Genomic DNA, 15799 nt, shown 5'->3' with positions numbered 1-15799 from the left:
TTCAGTCCTCGCTCTCGGGGGTGCCACAGTCAGGAACCGGGAGCCATACGCCAGCCTTGCGGCGGCGGACGCCATAGCTACCGCTGTCGTTTGCGGTCACCCTCTGTGCGTACTCTCGATTCATCCAAGGCGCTCCGACCGAGATGGCCCGACCGCCGCGGGCGTCAAGGATGCCGTACTCCCAATCCGTCTCGTGCTCGGCTTCCCACTCGGCGCGCTTCTCGGCGGTGTGCGCGGCCTCGATTTCTTCGATATGAGCGCGATGCAGGTTGCCCTTCACCCACTCGATGTCGTGCCCGTACTTCGGGTCGTTGATGACCTGCAAGACGTACTCGCTGAGTCTCATCGGTTCTCCTCCTGGTTGGTTGCGAACGCTGCCTTGAGGGCGGCGCGGGCCGCATCGTGGTCGTTCTCGCACTCTCTGTCTCCGGTGTGCCCCATCGCTACGCAGATGGCGACTGCTACCTCATCCACCTGCGCGTCGGTCGGTTCGGCCTGCGGGTAGACAACCTCGACACGGATGCCGCGCTCATTGGCCTGCCCCAGCATCGAGTCGATCAACGCCTGCGTCTTGCCACCCTTTCGCGCCATGAGCTGCACGGTGGGTGGGTCGGCCGGTTCGGCCTGCGTCTCGCGGCCGATCACGCGCACATCGGCGAGGCGGAGCGTGAACTCGGCGGCATCCCAGAACTCGCAGCCCTCCCGTTTGCACGCTTCGCGGCCGAGTAAGAAGCCGGGCTGGTCGTGCCAGCGCCCATGCAAGTCACGGAGCTTGTCGTTCAGCGTCCAGTGATCCGGCCAGTCGAGCTTCTCTGTGCTCGGCTCTGGCACCTCGGGGCGGCGGAAGCCAGCGGCGGCGTGCCATACCGCCGGAAGCACCTTATCCATCGCATCCTCCAGCGCCTCGTGCCAGACGTGCGGATCGTGGCGCATCGCATTGCGGGCATCGATCTTCGCGCCCTCGAAGGCGACCATCTGCGCCTGGTGCTCGTCCTCCCGCTCGTCGTCGGTCGGTGCGGCTTCACGGTGCGCCTGCTCGCGACTCTCAAGTTTCGCGAGTACTTCCGAGTGCGCCTGCTCGAACACGGCAGCGTCTCGTAGTCGACCGGCCGCATCCGCCGGCGTGTGTCCGTCGTACTCCGGTGGCAGGTCGACAGCCGGCACGGTGAACAGGTCCCAATGCTCGGCGCTGTAGTGGTTCGACACCTGCCCGGTCGGAAGCGTCGCGGTGACGATGAACCACCCGCCGCCGAAGCAGAGCTCGCCGCGGGAGTGACGCCACGATTTCACGACAGGGATGCCGGCGGCGAGCCAGCCGTGCGCGGCGTGCGCGTTGTAGAGCATCCGGTACTCGTAGAGCTCATCGAACGTGTGGTGGCCGTCGCTGGTGTTGGTGGGCAAGTGGGATTCGAGGTCATCCGCGATGCGTTCGGCGGCTTCCGGTGAGATCGCAACTCGCTGCTGCTTTTTGCGCGCGGGAGGCCAACCCGCGCAGGTCGTTGATGTCGGTCATGGTCATGCTGCTCGCGTCTCCTTGGTCGGTTCGATGGTGAGGTGGTCGCGGATCTCCCACCCGGCGCGAACGTCAGGTGAGGTCATGAACTGGTCGGCGTCCCATAGCGCTTGGGCGCCGGCGGGACGAGACTTCGCGCCGACGTTGTGGCAGGGGCAACCGCAGTTGAGGTTGGTGCAGTCGGTGTGCAGCTGGTGCTCGCAGGTCGCGGAGCCGGCCCACCGGTCGACATGGGTGGGCACGACGTCGAGCTCGTAGCCGCAGTTTCGGCAGTCGATGACGGTGCCCTTGCGGGACTTGCGGGACACGTGCCCGTACACCGACAAGAACCCGCAGTCGGGGCACCGTTGGGGTGCAACCGGACGTTCCTCCCGGGGCTCGACGGGGAGCGCGTCCCATGCGCGGGCCGCGGCGTGAGAGAACATCACGGCGTCGGCGGCGCCTTGGTGAGTTTGCACCCAGTGGTCGACGGTGCCTCGCCTCGAGGCGAGGTGCCGTTCGCATTCGTCGACGGCGAGGAAGACCAGCGACAGGTTCGCGAAGCCGAGCGCTGAGCCGCCACCGCCTTCAGCGGCGACCGCGCGGCCCTCTGTGGCGTCGAGCTTCGCCTTGAAGTCGGACCACGCGGCGACTGACGCCACGACTCGTTCGTAGCATCCTTTGCAGAGGTGGCCGACGTCGGCGAGACGGGGGAGACAGCCCCTGCAGGTGCCGGGTCGTTCGGCCCAGCCTTCGTGATCCGGGCAGGTCACTCGGTGCTGCCCGAGGACTGTGCAGCGTCGGATGCTGGGCAGTCCGGTTGTGGTTGCGCAGAGGTTCATCGGGGATCTCCGTTCGCGATTTCGAGCAGCACATCTGCGTGGCACGGCTGATCCAGCGGACACCAGCACGCGAGGTTCTTCCCAGCTAGCTCGGTACGGATCTGTTCGATCGTGACCGGCACGAGGTGCGGGTGGTTCATGAGCAGGTCGCGGTAGCGGGCGACCGCGCTTCGACGCGCGCCCTCAAGGTCGGTGTTCTGACCGATGAATCCCACGCCGTCCCGCTCGAGGTCGAACGGCCCACGCTTCCGCACCGGGACGATCCGGACTGGGTTGCCCCACCTCGATGGCCGCGACACCACCACCGTGTTCGGAGGCTTCCGCCAGCCCTTCCGGCGCGACAGTTGCACGCGGTGTGGCATGTTGTCGGTCAGCATGAGCACTCTCCGTTCAGTGCGATCTCCATGAAGCAAGACGGGCAGACTGGGCGGGGCGCAGGTTCGGGCCGCTCGTCAGGGACGCAACCGACGTGCACCAGCTGGCCGTCGACGTACTGCGCCATGTCGCCCTCGTGCACGCGATGGCCACATCCGGCCGCGCACGCGCCGTTGTAGCGGGCGCGGAACGGGTGCGACGGGCGGTCGTCAGAACGGAGTGTCATCGCCGAACCCTCCTGCCGTGCTCCACGCGTCGCTCTGCGCGCTTCCCGGGGTCGCCCACGGCTCATCGGACGCGGCCGATTCCTGTGGCGCGGCCTGACCCTGCTGGCGGGCCTGCGCGCGGGTCACCTGCGCGGTCGCGTACCTGAGCGACGGGCCGATCTCGTCAACCTCCAGCTCGATCGCCGTACGGTTGTTGCCGTCGCGATCCTGGTAGGAACGCTGACGCAGACGGCCCTGAGCGACAACACGCATGCCCTTCGTCAGCGAGCCCGCCACGTGCTCGGCGAAGTCGCGCCAGACCGACGCGCGGAGGAACAGCGCTTCGCCGTCCTTCCACTCGTTGGCCTGACGATCGAACGTACGCGGCGTCGAGGCGATGGTGAAGTTCGCCACCGGCAGGCCGTTCTGCGTGTACCTGAGTTCGGGATCCGCGGTGAGGTTGCCCACCACGGTGATGACGGTTTCGCCGGCCATCAGCGCTCCACCGCCTCAACGATCGTGCCCGCCGGAACGTCGATCTCGATCGCGACGAGCACTTCGTCCCGATCAGGGCGATCGACAAAGCGGATCGGCCATGACGGCCACGTACCGGTGTTCTGGATGCCGAGTTCCCAGTAGTCGCTGACGCCGCCATACTCAGCGGTGACGAGCAGTGCGTCACCGTTCGGCGCGACCACACGGCCTCGCCATCCGTTGTAGGCGCCGAACTCCTCATCGAACTCGCCCTCGACCTCGACAAGGTCGTCGGATGCTCCGTAGATGGTGAGTGTGCTCATGCTGCTGCCTTTCGTTCGTTCGTGTCGTGTGTTTCGCTGTGCTCGGGGAGATCGATGGCGTCGTCGTCGTACGCGAGTGGCGGGAGCCAGCCCATCTGCTTCGCGTGGTTGCGGTTGCGGATGATCCATCCCGCCTCGGCGGGGGTGGTGGCTACAGGGATCCGCATCGACAGCTCGTCATAGACGCGGGCGATCTTCGCCGCCGTGGCCGGTTTCACCCTCGGCCGACGACAGATCAGGGACGACCACGCCGGCGAGTGCCCTGCACTCGCAGAGATCGCTTCGTGTGACCAGCCGAGCGCCTGCAACGCGCGGATCCGGCGGATCGTGCCTGTCGAGTCGATGACCAGTGGGCGGCCCGCCTTGTGCTGTGCTGCGCGCCAGTACTCGTACAGCCGGCCGTACTCGCGGCAGTCGTCGCACTTGCATCCGTGGACGGACCGACAGGTGGCGTTCTGGCCGTGTGCGTGATCGGGCGGGCAGACGGGGTCAGACATGGCGCACCTCCCGCCCCTGAGCACGGTGGATCAGCGCGAGTTGCTGTTCGGTCTCGGCTTCGTATGCCTGATCGCGAAGGGCCTGCGCCGGGATCGGCCGGTAGAGCTCGGACATCGCCCGGCGGACACGCTTCGGGTCGGATTCCAGGTCACTGATGAACGAGTCGAACCACTCGTCGGCAACGGTTGCATGCCATCCTGACGGACGTGCCGAAGATCGGTTATCCACAGGGGTCGGCGCATCAGGAACTGAAAGATGATCTCCGGGGTCTTGTAGGTTCTTACGTTCCGTACGTACCGTACGTACCGTGGCATTCGGCATCGCATCGGTTCCGCATATGCCCGACGCATATGCTCGGGCATTGCTCGACGCATACTCACGCATCGTTTCCCCACCTCGCATTCGCGGCCTTTCGCGCACGTTCTGATCGGGCATTGGCCATCGCCTCGACCGTGTCTCTCGTTGGCTGGTGGGAGTCATACCCACTGACCAGCCAGCCCTTGTCCGTGACCTCGAAGAACCCGCCCTCCACGAGCAAGCGGGCATGTACAGGTGTCCCGTGGATCTGCCTCAGCGCGGCGCGGGAGATCACACCGTCCGTGCCGTGACCGCCGGAGTACTCGATGGCGAACTTCCACACCGCGATCGCTGCGAGTGCGCGTTGCCCGTGCTCCTCAATGAAGTCCAGAACCTTCGGGTTCGCGTGAGTGTCGGTGTCCATCCGCACCCAGGGGAGTCCAGCGGCCATCTAGCTCACCGACCTCAGGTAGAGCGTCCGGGCCCGTCCAGTGCCGTCGGCGACCGCCTTCCAGAGCAGGTAGTCCTTGCCGTAGACGTCGAACATCATGCCCATCGCCTCGACGGCGGTGATCCCCCGACGGGTGTCTCCTTCGAGGACGAACCAGGCGAGCTCAGTCACGAAGTAGACCGGAACCCGGCTGACGTCCTTCACCCAGAGCGGCACCTTGACGCCCCACGCCTGAGCGTGTGCAGCCCACTCGGCATCCGACTCGATGAAGCCGTTGATCAGCGAGTCCAGCCATAGGACGTTCTCGAGGCGGTGCTTATCGGGTCGGCCGCCCATCCCTCCCTGCCGGTGTTGGGGCACGATGCGGTCAGACTCAGTGCCGGTCATCACGCACGTGCGGGCGGTGCTGGCGTCGCGGCGGTCGAGTGCGGCGATGACCTTCTTCGGAGTGCGGTCAGCCACGGTTACCTCCTCGGTGGCAGGCGCACGCGTAGTGGCGTGCGCAGAAGTACGGGGTCTTGCAGCACGACGGCATACAGCGCCCGTGAGGTGCGTCGTGCGGGCGAGTGTCGGGCGTGTAGCGCTGAATCATCACGGGGCCACCTCCCATTGCGTCTTCGGGCGCTCGTTGACGACGACGACCTCCGGATATGCGTAGGCGGCAAAGACTGCTGCGGCTTCCCTCAGGGCGTCTCGCACGGGCTCGGGCAGTTCGTCAAAATCGAACTCCGTAGTTGTCTCGACGAAGCGAATAGCAATGTCCTCGGGGTCGCGGATCATGCCGCCTCCAGCCACTCGAACCCGGCCTGCGCGATCGTCAGATCACCGAGCGCGATCCGGGACAGGATCCCGAGGTAATGCGAGACGTTCGCGGCGACCGCGTTCCCAGCAAGAAGCGTGTTCACGCTGCTGTTGCCGGTGAAGATGTACTCGCGCGGGAACCGCTGAGCGGTTGCGTGCTCACGCCACTGCAACATCCGGAACCGGAAGTCCGACACGTCGACGGCTGCGATCTGCTCAGGCGTGAACGTGGCCTTCGGACGCGGCGCTGGAGTGACCAGCGCATGGTTCCCGCCCGTCGCCGTGATCGCATGCAGCGGTGCCCGGACCGACGTGTTCAGGTGCGACTGGTCGCCCTTCTGGGTGTACTGCCGGGACACGAACGGTTCCGACACGATCGCGTGATGACCACCAGCAGCGGCCATCGTCGCGGTCGGTTCCTGATCGGTCATGTACGGGCGTGCGTTCTTCCGCAGCGTGACGCCCATTGGCGGGGTCACCAGGTTGTGATGCCCGCCGCCAGCGGTGATCGTCCCCAGCGGGACCGTGGCGGGGTCACTGTTGCGGTACTCGGAGCCCTTCACCTCCCCGTACTGGTGGGAAATGAACGGCGTGACGATCGCCTCACCGAGCTTCGTGGATCGGGTCGGTAGCGGCGCGGTCGCGGGATCGAACGTGCGGCCGTCGTCGCCGCCGTGGTTGAGCGTCGTGATGTGGGGCGTCGCGACGGCATCGCCCGGGCCGGAGGTGCGCGACATCAGCGGATCAGAGGCGGGCCAGACCCGGTGATACGCGTTCGGGTCGCCATAGTGCCGGTGCCCCGGGCGGGCGGCGTCCCAGGTGTGCCCGGAGTGCGCCACCACCTCGGTCAAGCCAGGGAACATCAGCGAGCCGACCTGGATGCGGCGGATCGTCGCTGGGGACAGGTGGCCCTTGACGGTCACCTTCTTGCCGTCGACGGTCGTCTTGAACGTGCGCAGAGGCCGATCGCCGATTCGCCCACCAAGGTCGGAGAGGTCGAGCGCATCAAGCGCCGGCATCACATACGGCTCCACCTGAGGATGCCCGAGGACCGGGCACACGTAGACGTACTGCGACCTGTACTTGCCAATGCGGCGGCCAGGCTTCTTCCACGACTGGATCAGTCGCACGTCCGCGTCACATTCCGAGCAGTGCCCGTACGGTCGCGGCGCGACGTCGGGGAACGGCAGCCCCTTGAGATAAAAGACGAAGTAGATCCGATCTCGCCACTGCGGGGCAGGAGCGTTCGTCTCCGACCAGATGTGCGCTGCCGACACCGACAGGATCTGGTGGTCGTAGCCGAGCGCTTCGAAACCTGCGAGCCAGACCTCGAACATCTCCCAGCCGGCGACCTCGACAACGTTCTCCACGATCACGATCGGGTAGCGCTTCGCCTCCGCGGTCGCCAGGACGGTCATCATCGTGGCGCGGGAGCGCTCGCCAGCAGCATTCGGCACGTACTCGTCGAACATGTCGAGCATGTCCCGGTGACGGTGGTTCTTCCGGCCGCCGGCGGGTGAATGCCAGGTGCACTCGGGCGATGCCTGATAGATGTGTGCGCGGGGCCGCAGTCGCGGGTCCTGCACGAGCAGGTCGGTCAACAAGTGATCGGTGTCGGCGTGGTTCGCGGCGTGCGTCTCGATCGCCTTGTCGAAGTGGTTCGCGGCCTGAGCGACCGTGATCCCCGCTTCCACGAGCCCCTGGGACTCGCCCCCGGCGCCGCAATAGTCCACGACGGCGGTCACTTCGGATGCGTCAGCAAGACGCCCCATCATCGGCACTGCAAGCATCAGGCAGCGCTCCCTTCGATGTCGAGGAGGTCGAACAGCGTGGGTGCGTTCGCCTCGTTGTCGTGGCGGGTGAGGTAGACGACCGAGTCGGCCGTGCTCACCGGGTTGAGTTCGGATCCGAATCCGCGGCGGCCCTGGCGGACTGCTTCGAGGACGGTGGAGCCGAGGCCGCTGAACGGGTCGCCGACGAGCTCTCCGGGGTTGGAGTACATCGTGATGAGGCGGCGGGGAATGTCGAGCGGGAACGGGCAGATGTGCGCTTCGACCTCGCGCTTGCGCTGCTCGCTGTTGAGCGTGTCGATGCGCAGCACGTCCGTCCACACATCGGCGCGCCAAGAGCCAGGCACGAGCGATGCGAACGTGCCCGGTAGCGCGTTGCGCGCGGCGAGTCGGTCAGCGAGCGCGACGTGCGCGTCGTAGTCGTACACGGTGCGCTCGGACTGCGCGGTGAACAGCTTCGCCCGCACACCCACTTCCAGCTGGGCGAGCTCGTCGACGCTCAGCAGCCGGTCGCCGCCGGTGCGCCACTCCGCGGCGGCGTCGATCTGCCACCGGCCCACGGAGTAGTCGGCCTTGTCCTTCGTCACGGGCAGGTCGGCGTACCCGCGGGTGCGGTTGCTCTGCGGCTTGTGGAACAGCAGCACGTACTCCGGGGAGCCGACGCCCATCTTCGAGTGGTCCTTCGCCATCTCCGAGTACGACAACCGGTAGGTCTGGTTGTTCTCGCGGACGACGTCGGTGGTGACGGTGATCATCCCGAAGTAGTCGAAGCCGTGGCCGGTGTAGTGCGCGATCGCTTCGGCGTGCATCGTGTCGAACGTGTAGACGCCCTTCCCGGTGACCGACCCGTACAGGGGGAAGTCCTTGACATGGATCGCGAGGATCCGGCCCGGCATCAGCGCCCGGAACAGCGACGGGGTCAGGTAGTCCATCTGCCACCAGAACTGGGCGTTGTCGTCGACGTGGCCGAAGTCGGCGTAGTTCGCCGAGTACTCGTACTTCCCGCCGAACGGGATCGACGTGACGATCAGGCCCATCGACTCGGCGGCGACGTGATCGCGCCACTCGATCACGGAGTCGTTGAGGACGATCTGCCAGTCCTGTCCCTGCCATGTCTCCCGGTCGATGCCCATCGCGCGAGCGAGCTCGGCGGACACGGCCGTCGCATTCAGACCGAATTCGCGGAGGATGTCGCTCATCGTGTCGGTGAGCGCATCATCCTCCTGCCACTTCGTCAGCAGGTTGTCGCGGACGTCCGTCTCGGACTCGCCGTACAGCAGGTGCACGGTGCAGGCGTTGGTCTGCCCGAACCGGTGGATGCGATGGATCGCCTGGACGGTCTGCTCGTACTTGTGGGTGACGCCGACGAACACGGCCGTCGAGCACTGCTGCAGGTTCAGGCCACGACCGAGCATCATCGGCTTCCCGATCAGCGCGTACGTCTCACCGGCCAGCCACGCGCGCAGCTGCTCCTCGACCTCTTCATCGGACTGCGCACCACGGATCGAAGAGAACGACAACCCGAGATCGTGCAGGCCCGCCTCGAGTGCGTCCTGCTCGTCGTTCAGGTCGCACCAAAGGATGATCTGCCCGCGCTCGTCGGGGTCAGCCCAGTGCGCAGCAATGATCCGCATTGCCTTCGCCACGCGCGCGGCGAGCGTGTGCCGCTTCTCGCGCGCGGACTCCACGGCCGACTTCGCCCCGGCGCGGACGAGGATGCCCTGCCCGTCCCTCTCGACCTGGTCGGACAGCAACTCGACCTCGACCTCTTCCCACACCACGTCCAACGGCGGGAGGTCGTACCCGTCATCGGAGTAGCCGAGATCAGAGGGCCGCTGAATGAAGCACGCCCACGTGTTCAGCCACAGCATGAACTCCCGGCGCTTGTGCGGGTGGATCCTGAGGTTCCCCGCCTTCGAGGAATCCCGCTTGAAGAACCGGGTCAGGGCCTGACCGGTGTCCATGATCCCGAGGAACCCGGCGTAGTGGATCAGCTCCTTGTGGCGGTTCGGCGCCGGCGTGGCCGTCGCGACGAACCGGTACGGCACCGCGTCGAACAACGGCAGGAACCGCTGGTACGTCTCCGAACCGAACGAGCGCAACACGGCCGCCTCGTCGAGCGATGCCGCGATGAACATCGACAGGTCGAGCTTCCCGTCGCGCACCGACTCGTAGTTCGTGACATACAGGCCCGACCATGCCAGGTCAACGTCGGCGGTCGACCGGACGAACCGTACCTCCGTGTCGAGCAAGTCGCGGCCGTCGGCGATGATGTCGAAGCGCACACCGAGAGGCGCGACGATCAGGCCGCGGCGCGTCTCGACACCGAACGCGTCACGAGTGCCGCCGAGCGCGGGCCCGTGCTGCACGATCAGCCGCAGGATCTCCAGCTGCATGACCGACTTGCCCAGCCCGTAGCGGGCGAAGATCGCACGGCGACCGCCCTTGACCGCCCACTTCACGATGTCCGCCTGGTGCGGCTTGAACTGCTCGTGGCCGGGGCGCATGATCGGCGACAGCCACTCGTCACGCACGTCGAACCCGAAGGAACGGTCGAACGCCACCTTCTCACGCAGGAACTCGTCGTAGGTGAGCGTGCCGTCGTTGCCGGTGTTCAGGGTCAGGAGCCTTCTCATGCCATCACCCCCGATAGAGTGCGGGCATGACTGAATTCATTCGCAGCGACGCCCTCAGTGCGCTTGGTCTTGAAGAGGAGCGGCCGCTTCCGATTACGCGGAGCTTCATCGAGGTCGCCAATGACGCCGTCCGACGCAACCCGCAAGACAACGTCGCCAATGCGGTTGCAGAGGGTGCAATCGTGGCGATCGCCTCGCTCGAGATGAAGTTGGGCAAGCTCATGGATGCAATCGGAGCGCGCGAAATCACCCTGAGTCCTGGAGTCAATGAGACTCAGGACTGACGTTCTCATGCGGCCGCGTCCGTATCGATCGAGCCGAGGAGCACGCACAGGCGCTCCAGGCCGCGGACAGTTACGCGCGCCTCGGGGACGTCCAGGGCGAGTCAGCCCGTCTTGACCCGCGGTGAAGTCGTACTCGACCATGGACTTGAACCACGTCGTGCAGTCCCGACCGAGGCTCGGGAAGGCATGTAGGTCGCGACCGCTGACGGTCTGGCGCCCGTCGTGCTCGTGAGTCGGGTTGAGTTGGTTCACAGCGTGCCTCCCTTGAGGAGGAGGGCGAACGTCGCGGCCGTCATGGTGACGTACTGCTCGGCCGGGTCGGCGGTGCCGCGGCGCTTGTGCATGACGACGCCGATGCGGGCGCCGTCGTTGAGCCGCTCGGCTTCGGCTTCACGCAGCCACGCGGGCAGCGAGAGCGTGGCGGTGTCCTTGCACTCGATGACGACGCGGGCGCCGTTGACCGTGCGGACGCCGGCAATGTCGCCCTTGTCGGCCGCGCCGGTCTTCACGCGCCGGTCGATGCGGTCGTCGTTGAGCACGTCAGCGAGGTAGTCGGCCTGGCGTCGTTCGAACGCGGTGCCAGCCTTCTTCGCGCTGGCGCGGTTTCGGCGGGGCTTGGGATCGGGGATGATGGGTACGCTCACGCTGAGTCTCCTGGTACGGATGCGAAGTGATGGGTGGGGAACCCGGCCGACTGCTACTCGGCCGGGTTCCCGTTCTGTTGGGCGCTGCACCTGCTACGTGCAGCGACCGGGCTTACGGCTTGCCGTAGAACAGCGGAGTGTCCGCGATGCCCTGGAAGCCGGGGAGAGTGTCCGAGTCCTCACGGCCGTTAACGACATCGGTGACGACATCCGCGAACGCGGCGTCGAGGATGTTCTCGGGTCGTTCGAGGATGAACCCGAGACGGAGGCCACTCGCGGTGATCCGGTATCGGAAGTTCGCCCAGATGGAGTAGATCGGGCCGCCGACGTACGGCCGGAGTGCGAGCTGGATCTTCTTGGGAATCTCCAGTTCGCCCTTCTGGCCAGCCTTCGCCTTGACCGTCTCCTCGAATTGAAGCTTGACCTCGCCGGAGTCGGTGCGGATGCCGGACTTGAAGTCGACGCCCTTCTTCGCTTCGAACGTCGTGGCGATGTCGATCATGCGGGCGGGGTCGGGGTCGATGACCTCGGAGTAGCGGTTCTCCAGGAACTCCGCGAACTCGTCCTGATCGAACCAGTTCCCGTCGGCTCGGGACCATGCCAGCCACGGCTTCGAATGCTCCAGCGAGAGCGTCAGGCGGTGCTTCTGCCAGCCACCGTCCCGGTTGGTGCCTTCGTGGGAGTCGATGACGGCGACGATGCTCGCACTGTTCGTGTGGGCGAATACCTCCGTGCCATCCGTCTTGTGGCGGTTCACGTAGGACGCGAACGACGCCGCATCGGTGACCACACGGTTCGCGGTGATGCGCCGCGGGGTGTCCGCCCACTCGTCAGTGTCTACGATCTCCAGCGATCCGTCGCCGTCCGGTACGAGGTAGATCTCGCCCGCATGGATCGGCTCGTGCGCTTCACCGTCTGCCTGGCGCTGCAGGTTCGCGACGACGGCCGCCTCGGTCTTGGTGTCCTCGATGGTGGTCATGCCTCAGGGGCCTCCTTGATCTCGCCGGTGCGTGGGTTGACGTTCGCGCCGGCGTCGCGAATGTCCTCATCGGTGAACAGCGGCGACGACGTCGGATCGCTTCGAGACAGGCCGTTGCTGTCGGTCACGAATGCCGTGGTGCCCTCACGCGTGCGCTCCGGCAGCCGCAGCTTCAGCGCGTCGTTGATGATGACCAGACGGTCGCCACCGTTGACAGGCTTCACTTCGAAGACGACGCTGAGCGTGCCCTTCTTGCCGGTCGCCTTCACCTCCTCGATGAGCTTCGAGAGGTTCTCAGCGAGCTCCACGTCGGTCGACGGCCGGATGCTCGCAAGCATCGCCGCGAACGATCCCGGCTCCTTCTTCTTCTCTTCCACCATGTGTCCTTTCTTGAGGTGGTTCATGCGATCCGTGTCGCGTGGTGCTGGGCTTCGTCCCAGGTGGCGAACCAGCCGATCGTGCCGGCGGTGATCACCATCCATGGGCGGTCGAAGCCCAGCCACCACGGCAGCCGAACCACAGCCGTCTTCATCGGGTGCTCCCGAAGAATCCGGCGGTGATGCGCTTTCCGATGTTCATTAGCGCGAACGACCGGTTCTGGACCGACTTCTGACGCTCCTCGGCGTAGCGGAGCATCTCCTTCTTGAGGTTCAGCTGATGCAGCTCGTCTTTCGTCTTCGCGTGCGCGTACTGGCGGGCCATCTGCGTACCCGACTTCTCGTGCATGATCATGTAGTCCGCGAACGCTGCGAGGTACGTCTCTTCGGCGCGGTCCCGGTCCTCGACGAGGACGATGATCACCTGAGCGATGTGCTCGATCGCGTCAGCGACCTCGATGATCATCCGGTCGATCTCGCCCGGTCCGATCGGCATGCCGTAGATTCCCGACGGGATTGCCAGCATCTCGGTCACCGCCTGCTCGGCGGGGGAGACTCGCATCTCGCCCGTACGGCCGTCAACGATCTCGGTCACAGTCCCAGCCCCTCCCTAACGTCCTCACGCAGAGCACCGGGGTGGTGCCGTGGCGGGGTCTGGTGCTCGCTCAGGGCGATGAGATTCGCGATGCGCTGCTGCTCAACGAGCGCGAGCGTCGCGTGCACCTGAGCCTCGAGAGCGAGCGTGATCTGGTTCGTCTGCTCATCGACGCCCTTGATCAGCCCAAGCGATCGCCGCGCCTCGGCGGCGGGGTCGATGCGATCAGACATCGCGCACCTCCCACTTCGCCATGAGGCGGTATCCCGTCGGGTACGGGTCACGTTGGCTACCGCCCATGAAGGTGGAGACTGTCACACGAGCGTCATCGGGCACGGTCGAGAGAAAGCCCTTGAGGTCAGCCGGCGTGAACGGGACCGATAGTTCCACGTCTGCGCTCATGATGAGGTCAGCCACGATCCATCTCCTCGGTTTCGAGCTCCGCACGGGACGGCGACTCGGACAGCACGATCACGTCAGGCTCGACCGTGATCGTGAAGCCGTAGGCGTAGTAGAACGGGTTCCCGCACGACCAGCCGACGGACATCTCCAGCACGTCGCCCATGTCGGCGTAGATGTGCCAGGTTGTGAAGCCGTCCGTCGTGCCGACACCGGTGATGACATGCTCGATGCGATCCGCATGCAGCAGGAAGTCGTTTACTTCGGTGTATGCGCAGCAGTCGCCACCGTCGCTTAGGCGGACACGCTTGGCGTTGTCCAGAGTGATTAGGATGCCGCGCCCAGTCTGCTCGGCGGTGATGATCCTGTGACCGACCACTTCCCTTGAGAACTCGGCGAGGTTGTCGGGCATGGTGCCGTCGTCCTCGTACTTGTCCAGCGTCTCGGCGGGATACATGGTGCTCACGACTGCACCTCCCCGGCGTCCACCGCGGCATCAAACTCCGCCGATGCTGCGGCTTCGTAGTCCTCCTCGGTCAAGCCCTCCGAGGGCGAGGGGGAAGGGGCGCTGGGGGACGCGTCCTCACCCCCGGAGGGAGTCTCATCGTCATCGGTCACGACTTCGGCATCGACGATCTCGGCTTCGCGCTTCAGCACACCGAGGCGGGCGAGGTACGGAGCGCGCATCTTCAACCGGATCTGGTCCGGCTCCGACTTCAACGCTTCACCGACCGATTCCAGATCCCCGACGGTCGCCGCGTTCTCGAACTCGGCCTTCCAGTCCTTCGACGGTTCCGGCTCGGGATCGGCGACAGGGATGCTCCCGCCGTCCGTTATCTCCTCCGTCGAGTACAGCCCGAACAGCACATCCGCGAATCCTTCGCGGCCCACCTCGGAGATCGCACGCCACACCGGCATCAGTTCTGCGTACGCCTCCCACGGCTTCGCGACATCACCGTTCTTGTTGCGCGCGCGGACCTCCCAGACGCCCTGCGCGTTCGGCTTGTACGACTGCACCAGCTGCGCACGCACCGCACGAGGGATGTCCCAGACGGAAGTGAAGACGGACCCGTCATCGGACCGGGTGCCGGTCACAGTGACCTTGTAGTCGCCGGTGGGGATCGATCCGGACTTCGCGACTTCGAGCTTGTGTCCGGCCTTGCGGATCAGCGCTCCCATCAGGCGAGCCGACAGCGTCGCACGACCCTCAACGACGTCGATGGACTGCAGCGCGGCGGCCGGCATGAGGCCGAGCATCGCGCCGGTCTCCATCACGAGGAGTACCTTGCCGGGAGACGGCGCCGCGGGAACCATCTGCCCGTTCACGTTCGTGGCCTGATTCCAGAGGCCCTTCGGGATCAGATCTCCGGCGGCCGCGAGTGTGGAAGCGTACTGCTGACGCTCGGTCAGGGACGCGGAATCGTACGGGGTGACTGCAGTGCTCATCAGAACGGAACCTTCTCGGTGAGGGCCGCGTCGTAGGCGGCGAGAACGAGGGGCGCGATGCACAGGGTGAGTTCCATCGCGGCGACAATGCGGGGGTCATCGCGGGTGAAGGTGAGTTCTTGCGGGTCGCGGCGCAGGCGCCAGCCGCCCGGTTCGGTCTCGTCTGGGACGACCTCACCCCAGACCCACTTCGCGTACTCGGCTTCGGGGATGCAGATCAACTGCCAGGCAAGCTGACGGACCTCGCGAGGTGTCGGGCCGGTGATGACCTGCTTGTGCTTCAGCTTCGTCTCGCAGATCCCGAACCAGTCCCCGGCAATGGCGCCGTCGACGGTCGCCGCGAACCTGTCATTCTCAGGCGAGTGGATCAGTAGACGGTTCGGCTCGGCACCAGCGAAAGCCAGCAGAAGCGGTTCCCACTCGTTGCCGCGCTCCGTCGTCCGGTTCCCCTGGAACGACTTCGGCGCAAGCATCGATGCCACGTACTTGCTCACCGATTCCGGCTTCGCGAACGACGACGCCAGGTAGGAACCGATGATCCGCTTGTGCGCGTCATCCCAGGACGACTGGTCGTCCAAATCCGCGAGAGTGCGGCCGAGTTCCGCCAGGGCGCTCACGAGCGCACCTCATCATCCACACGCGCCTGAATCCGCATGCCCGGTGCCTCCACATGCCGGTGCATCCAGTCCGGATCGCCACTGAACCGCTTCGGCAGCGTCGGCAGGAAGGTGCGACGAGTGGCCGCCGCCGCGAGCCCGTGCATGAAGCAACCGTCGCGGTCCGCGTGGAGCATCGCGCCCTCAGCGATCTGCAGCATCTGAACGGCGGTTGCGATCTCCCGCAGGGTCGGCTTTGGGCGCCGCGAGCGACGGGTGCCGACGATGACCATG

At 65.8% G+C, this 15799-nt stretch carries 25 protein-coding genes; 1 reads left to right on the top strand and 24 read right to left on the bottom strand.

Translation table 11 applies throughout. From position 1 onward, the window contains the following. Position 1: 1 nt before the first annotated feature. The 13 genes from PTQ19_RS10240 to PTQ19_RS10180 form a co-directional block, all read right to left on the bottom strand. Positions 2–346, bottom strand: a complete 345-nt coding sequence (locus tag PTQ19_RS10240; RefSeq protein WP_274367241.1) for a hypothetical protein — start codon at positions 344–346, stop codon at positions 2–4. Beyond that, positions 343–1401: a hypothetical protein gene (locus PTQ19_RS10235; protein WP_274367240.1), complete on the bottom strand. Its 1059-nt coding sequence runs from the start codon at positions 1399–1401 to the stop codon at positions 343–345. Before PTQ19_RS10235 ends, PTQ19_RS10240 begins: the two co-directional genes overlap by 4 nt. 114 nt (positions 1402–1515) lie before the next feature. Continuing rightward, positions 1516–2154 carry a hypothetical protein gene (locus PTQ19_RS10230; RefSeq protein ID WP_274367239.1) on the bottom strand — a complete coding sequence of 213 codons (639 nt, stop codon included), beginning with the start codon at positions 2152–2154 and terminating at the stop codon, positions 1516–1518. Between the two features lie 176 nt (positions 2155–2330). Continuing rightward, positions 2331–2711, bottom strand: a complete 381-nt coding sequence (locus PTQ19_RS10225) for a DUF4326 domain-containing protein (protein ID WP_274367238.1) — start codon at positions 2709–2711, stop codon at positions 2331–2333. 207 nt (positions 2712–2918) lie between these two features. Further along, entirely contained in the window at positions 2919–3410 is a 492-nt protein-coding gene (locus PTQ19_RS10220) for a single-stranded DNA-binding protein (RefSeq protein WP_274367237.1), read from the bottom strand. Then, complete coding sequence (locus tag PTQ19_RS10215) at positions 3410–3712, bottom strand: hypothetical protein (RefSeq protein WP_274367236.1); 303 nt, start codon at positions 3710–3712, stop codon at positions 3410–3412. The genes PTQ19_RS10220 and PTQ19_RS10215 overlap by 1 nt, the downstream gene beginning before the upstream one ends. Further along, complete coding sequence (locus PTQ19_RS10210) at positions 3709–4209, bottom strand: helix-turn-helix domain-containing protein (RefSeq protein ID WP_274367235.1); 501 nt, start codon at positions 4207–4209, stop codon at positions 3709–3711. The genes PTQ19_RS10215 and PTQ19_RS10210 overlap by 4 nt, the downstream gene beginning before the upstream one ends. Further along, positions 4202–4645, bottom strand: coding sequence for a hypothetical protein (locus tag PTQ19_RS10205; protein ID WP_274367234.1), 444 nt, complete (start codon positions 4643–4645; stop codon positions 4202–4204). The genes PTQ19_RS10210 and PTQ19_RS10205 overlap by 8 nt, the downstream gene beginning before the upstream one ends. Continuing rightward, the gene (locus tag PTQ19_RS10200) at positions 4587–4958 is read right to left on the bottom strand and encodes a hypothetical protein (protein ID WP_274367233.1); all 372 of its coding nucleotides are present in this window, start codon (positions 4956–4958) and stop codon (positions 4587–4589) included. The genes PTQ19_RS10205 and PTQ19_RS10200 overlap by 59 nt, the downstream gene beginning before the upstream one ends. Beyond that, on the bottom strand, positions 4959–5420 hold the full coding sequence (locus PTQ19_RS10195; RefSeq protein WP_274367232.1) for a hypothetical protein: 462 nt from the start codon (positions 5418–5420) through the stop codon (positions 4959–4961). Positions 5421–5549: 129 nt separating this feature from the next. Beyond that, positions 5550–5738 (bottom strand): hypothetical protein, encoded by a 189-nt coding sequence (locus PTQ19_RS10190; RefSeq protein ID WP_274367231.1) that lies wholly within the window; start codon positions 5736–5738, stop codon positions 5550–5552. Further along, a complete protein-coding gene (locus PTQ19_RS10185) occupies positions 5735–7549 on the bottom strand; it encodes a DNA cytosine methyltransferase (protein WP_274367230.1) in 1815 nt (604 codons plus the stop codon). Before PTQ19_RS10185 ends, PTQ19_RS10190 begins: the two co-directional genes overlap by 4 nt. Next, positions 7549–10185, bottom strand: coding sequence for a DNA methyltransferase (locus tag PTQ19_RS10180; RefSeq protein WP_274367229.1), 2637 nt, complete (start codon positions 10183–10185; stop codon positions 7549–7551). Before PTQ19_RS10180 ends, PTQ19_RS10185 begins: the two co-directional genes overlap by 1 nt. 26 nt (positions 10186–10211) lie before the next feature. Between PTQ19_RS10180 and PTQ19_RS10175 the strand changes: the two genes are divergently transcribed. Then, the gene (locus PTQ19_RS10175; protein ID WP_274367228.1) at positions 10212–10469 is read left to right on the top strand and encodes a hypothetical protein; all 258 of its coding nucleotides are present in this window, start codon (positions 10212–10214) and stop codon (positions 10467–10469) included. Between the two features lie 248 nt (positions 10470–10717). Here PTQ19_RS10175 and PTQ19_RS10170 read toward each other — a convergent pair whose 3' ends face one another. From PTQ19_RS10170 to PTQ19_RS10120, 11 genes are all read right to left on the bottom strand, one after another. Beyond that, a complete protein-coding gene (locus tag PTQ19_RS10170) occupies positions 10718–11113 on the bottom strand; it encodes a hypothetical protein (RefSeq protein ID WP_274367227.1) in 396 nt (131 codons plus the stop codon). Between the two features lie 112 nt (positions 11114–11225). Beyond that, complete coding sequence (locus tag PTQ19_RS10165) at positions 11226–12092, bottom strand: DUF2303 family protein (protein WP_274367226.1); 867 nt, start codon at positions 12090–12092, stop codon at positions 11226–11228. Next, entirely contained in the window at positions 12089–12472 is a 384-nt protein-coding gene (locus PTQ19_RS10160) for a hypothetical protein (protein WP_274367225.1), read from the bottom strand. The genes PTQ19_RS10165 and PTQ19_RS10160 overlap by 4 nt, the downstream gene beginning before the upstream one ends. 20 nt (positions 12473–12492) lie before the next feature. Then, entirely contained in the window at positions 12493–12624 is a 132-nt protein-coding gene (locus PTQ19_RS10155; protein ID WP_274367224.1) for a hypothetical protein, read from the bottom strand. After that, positions 12621–13064, bottom strand: coding sequence for a hypothetical protein (locus PTQ19_RS10150; RefSeq protein WP_274367223.1), 444 nt, complete (start codon positions 13062–13064; stop codon positions 12621–12623). The genes PTQ19_RS10155 and PTQ19_RS10150 overlap by 4 nt, the downstream gene beginning before the upstream one ends. Further along, on the bottom strand, positions 13061–13297 hold the full coding sequence (locus PTQ19_RS10145; RefSeq protein WP_274367222.1) for a hypothetical protein: 237 nt from the start codon (positions 13295–13297) through the stop codon (positions 13061–13063). The genes PTQ19_RS10150 and PTQ19_RS10145 overlap by 4 nt, the downstream gene beginning before the upstream one ends. Then, on the bottom strand, positions 13290–13481 hold the full coding sequence (locus tag PTQ19_RS10140; protein WP_274367221.1) for a hypothetical protein: 192 nt from the start codon (positions 13479–13481) through the stop codon (positions 13290–13292). Before PTQ19_RS10140 ends, PTQ19_RS10145 begins: the two co-directional genes overlap by 8 nt. Further along, positions 13474–13920, bottom strand: coding sequence for a DUF7448 domain-containing protein (locus PTQ19_RS10135; protein WP_425313209.1), 447 nt, complete (start codon positions 13918–13920; stop codon positions 13474–13476). Before PTQ19_RS10135 ends, PTQ19_RS10140 begins: the two co-directional genes overlap by 8 nt. A gap of 5 nt (positions 13921–13925) precedes the next feature. Beyond that, a complete protein-coding gene (locus tag PTQ19_RS10130; protein WP_274367219.1) occupies positions 13926–14909 on the bottom strand; it encodes a hypothetical protein in 984 nt (327 codons plus the stop codon). Next, entirely contained in the window at positions 14909–15526 is a 618-nt protein-coding gene (locus tag PTQ19_RS10125) for a hypothetical protein (RefSeq protein ID WP_274367218.1), read from the bottom strand. Before PTQ19_RS10125 ends, PTQ19_RS10130 begins: the two co-directional genes overlap by 1 nt. Beyond that, positions 15523–15798: a hypothetical protein gene (locus tag PTQ19_RS10120; protein ID WP_274367217.1), complete on the bottom strand. Its 276-nt coding sequence runs from the start codon at positions 15796–15798 to the stop codon at positions 15523–15525. The genes PTQ19_RS10125 and PTQ19_RS10120 overlap by 4 nt, the downstream gene beginning before the upstream one ends. Position 15799: the final 1 nt, after the last annotated feature.

It is taken from the genome of Microbacterium esteraromaticum (assembly GCF_028747645.1).
Taxonomy (GTDB): domain Bacteria; phylum Actinomycetota; class Actinomycetes; order Actinomycetales; family Microbacteriaceae; genus Microbacterium; species Microbacterium esteraromaticum_C.
The sequence above is the reverse complement of the archived record's forward strand: the minus strand, read 5'-3'. Positions and strand labels throughout refer to the sequence as shown.

Coding starts and splice junctions, on each gene's coding strand:
- PTQ19_RS10130 (WP_274367219.1), bottom strand. CDS start 14,909: ATGAGCACTGCAGTCACCCCGTACGATTCCGCGTCCCTGACCGAGCGT.
- PTQ19_RS10225 (WP_274367238.1), bottom strand. CDS start 2,711: ATGCTGACCGACAACATGCCACACCGCGTGCAACTGTCGCGCCGGAAG.
- PTQ19_RS10175 (WP_274367228.1), top strand. CDS start 10,212: ATGACTGAATTCATTCGCAGCGACGCCCTCAGTGCGCTTGGTCTTGAA.
- PTQ19_RS10240 (WP_274367241.1), bottom strand. CDS start 346: ATGAGACTCAGCGAGTACGTCTTGCAGGTCATCAACGACCCGAAGTAC.
- PTQ19_RS10180 (WP_274367229.1), bottom strand. CDS start 10,185: ATGAGAAGGCTCCTGACCCTGAACACCGGCAACGACGGCACGCTCACC.
- PTQ19_RS10155 (WP_274367224.1), bottom strand. CDS start 12,624: ATGAAGACGGCTGTGGTTCGGCTGCCGTGGTGGCTGGGCTTCGACCGC.
- PTQ19_RS10190 (WP_274367231.1), bottom strand. CDS start 5,738: ATGATCCGCGACCCCGAGGACATTGCTATTCGCTTCGTCGAGACAACT.
- PTQ19_RS10205 (WP_274367234.1), bottom strand. CDS start 4,645: ATGCCCGATCAGAACGTGCGCGAAAGGCCGCGAATGCGAGGTGGGGAA.
- PTQ19_RS10185 (WP_274367230.1), bottom strand. CDS start 7,549: ATGCTTGCAGTGCCGATGATGGGGCGTCTTGCTGACGCATCCGAAGTG.
- PTQ19_RS10165 (WP_274367226.1), bottom strand. CDS start 12,092: ATGACCACCATCGAGGACACCAAGACCGAGGCGGCCGTCGTCGCGAAC.
- PTQ19_RS10215 (WP_274367236.1), bottom strand. CDS start 3,712: ATGAGCACACTCACCATCTACGGAGCATCCGACGACCTTGTCGAGGTC.
- PTQ19_RS10145 (WP_274367222.1), bottom strand. CDS start 13,297: ATGTCTGATCGCATCGACCCCGCCGCCGAGGCGCGGCGATCGCTTGGG.
- PTQ19_RS10220 (WP_274367237.1), bottom strand. CDS start 3,410: ATGGCCGGCGAAACCGTCATCACCGTGGTGGGCAACCTCACCGCGGAT.
- PTQ19_RS10120 (WP_274367217.1), bottom strand. CDS start 15,798: ATGGTCATCGTCGGCACCCGTCGCTCGCGGCGCCCAAAGCCGACCCTG.
- PTQ19_RS10200 (WP_274367233.1), bottom strand. CDS start 4,958: ATGGCCGCTGGACTCCCCTGGGTGCGGATGGACACCGACACTCACGCG.
- PTQ19_RS10210 (WP_274367235.1), bottom strand. CDS start 4,209: ATGTCTGACCCCGTCTGCCCGCCCGATCACGCACACGGCCAGAACGCC.
- PTQ19_RS10160 (WP_274367225.1), bottom strand. CDS start 12,472: ATGGTGGAAGAGAAGAAGAAGGAGCCGGGATCGTTCGCGGCGATGCTT.
- PTQ19_RS10135 (WP_425313209.1), bottom strand. CDS start 13,920: ATGTATCCCGCCGAGACGCTGGACAAGTACGAGGACGACGGCACCATG.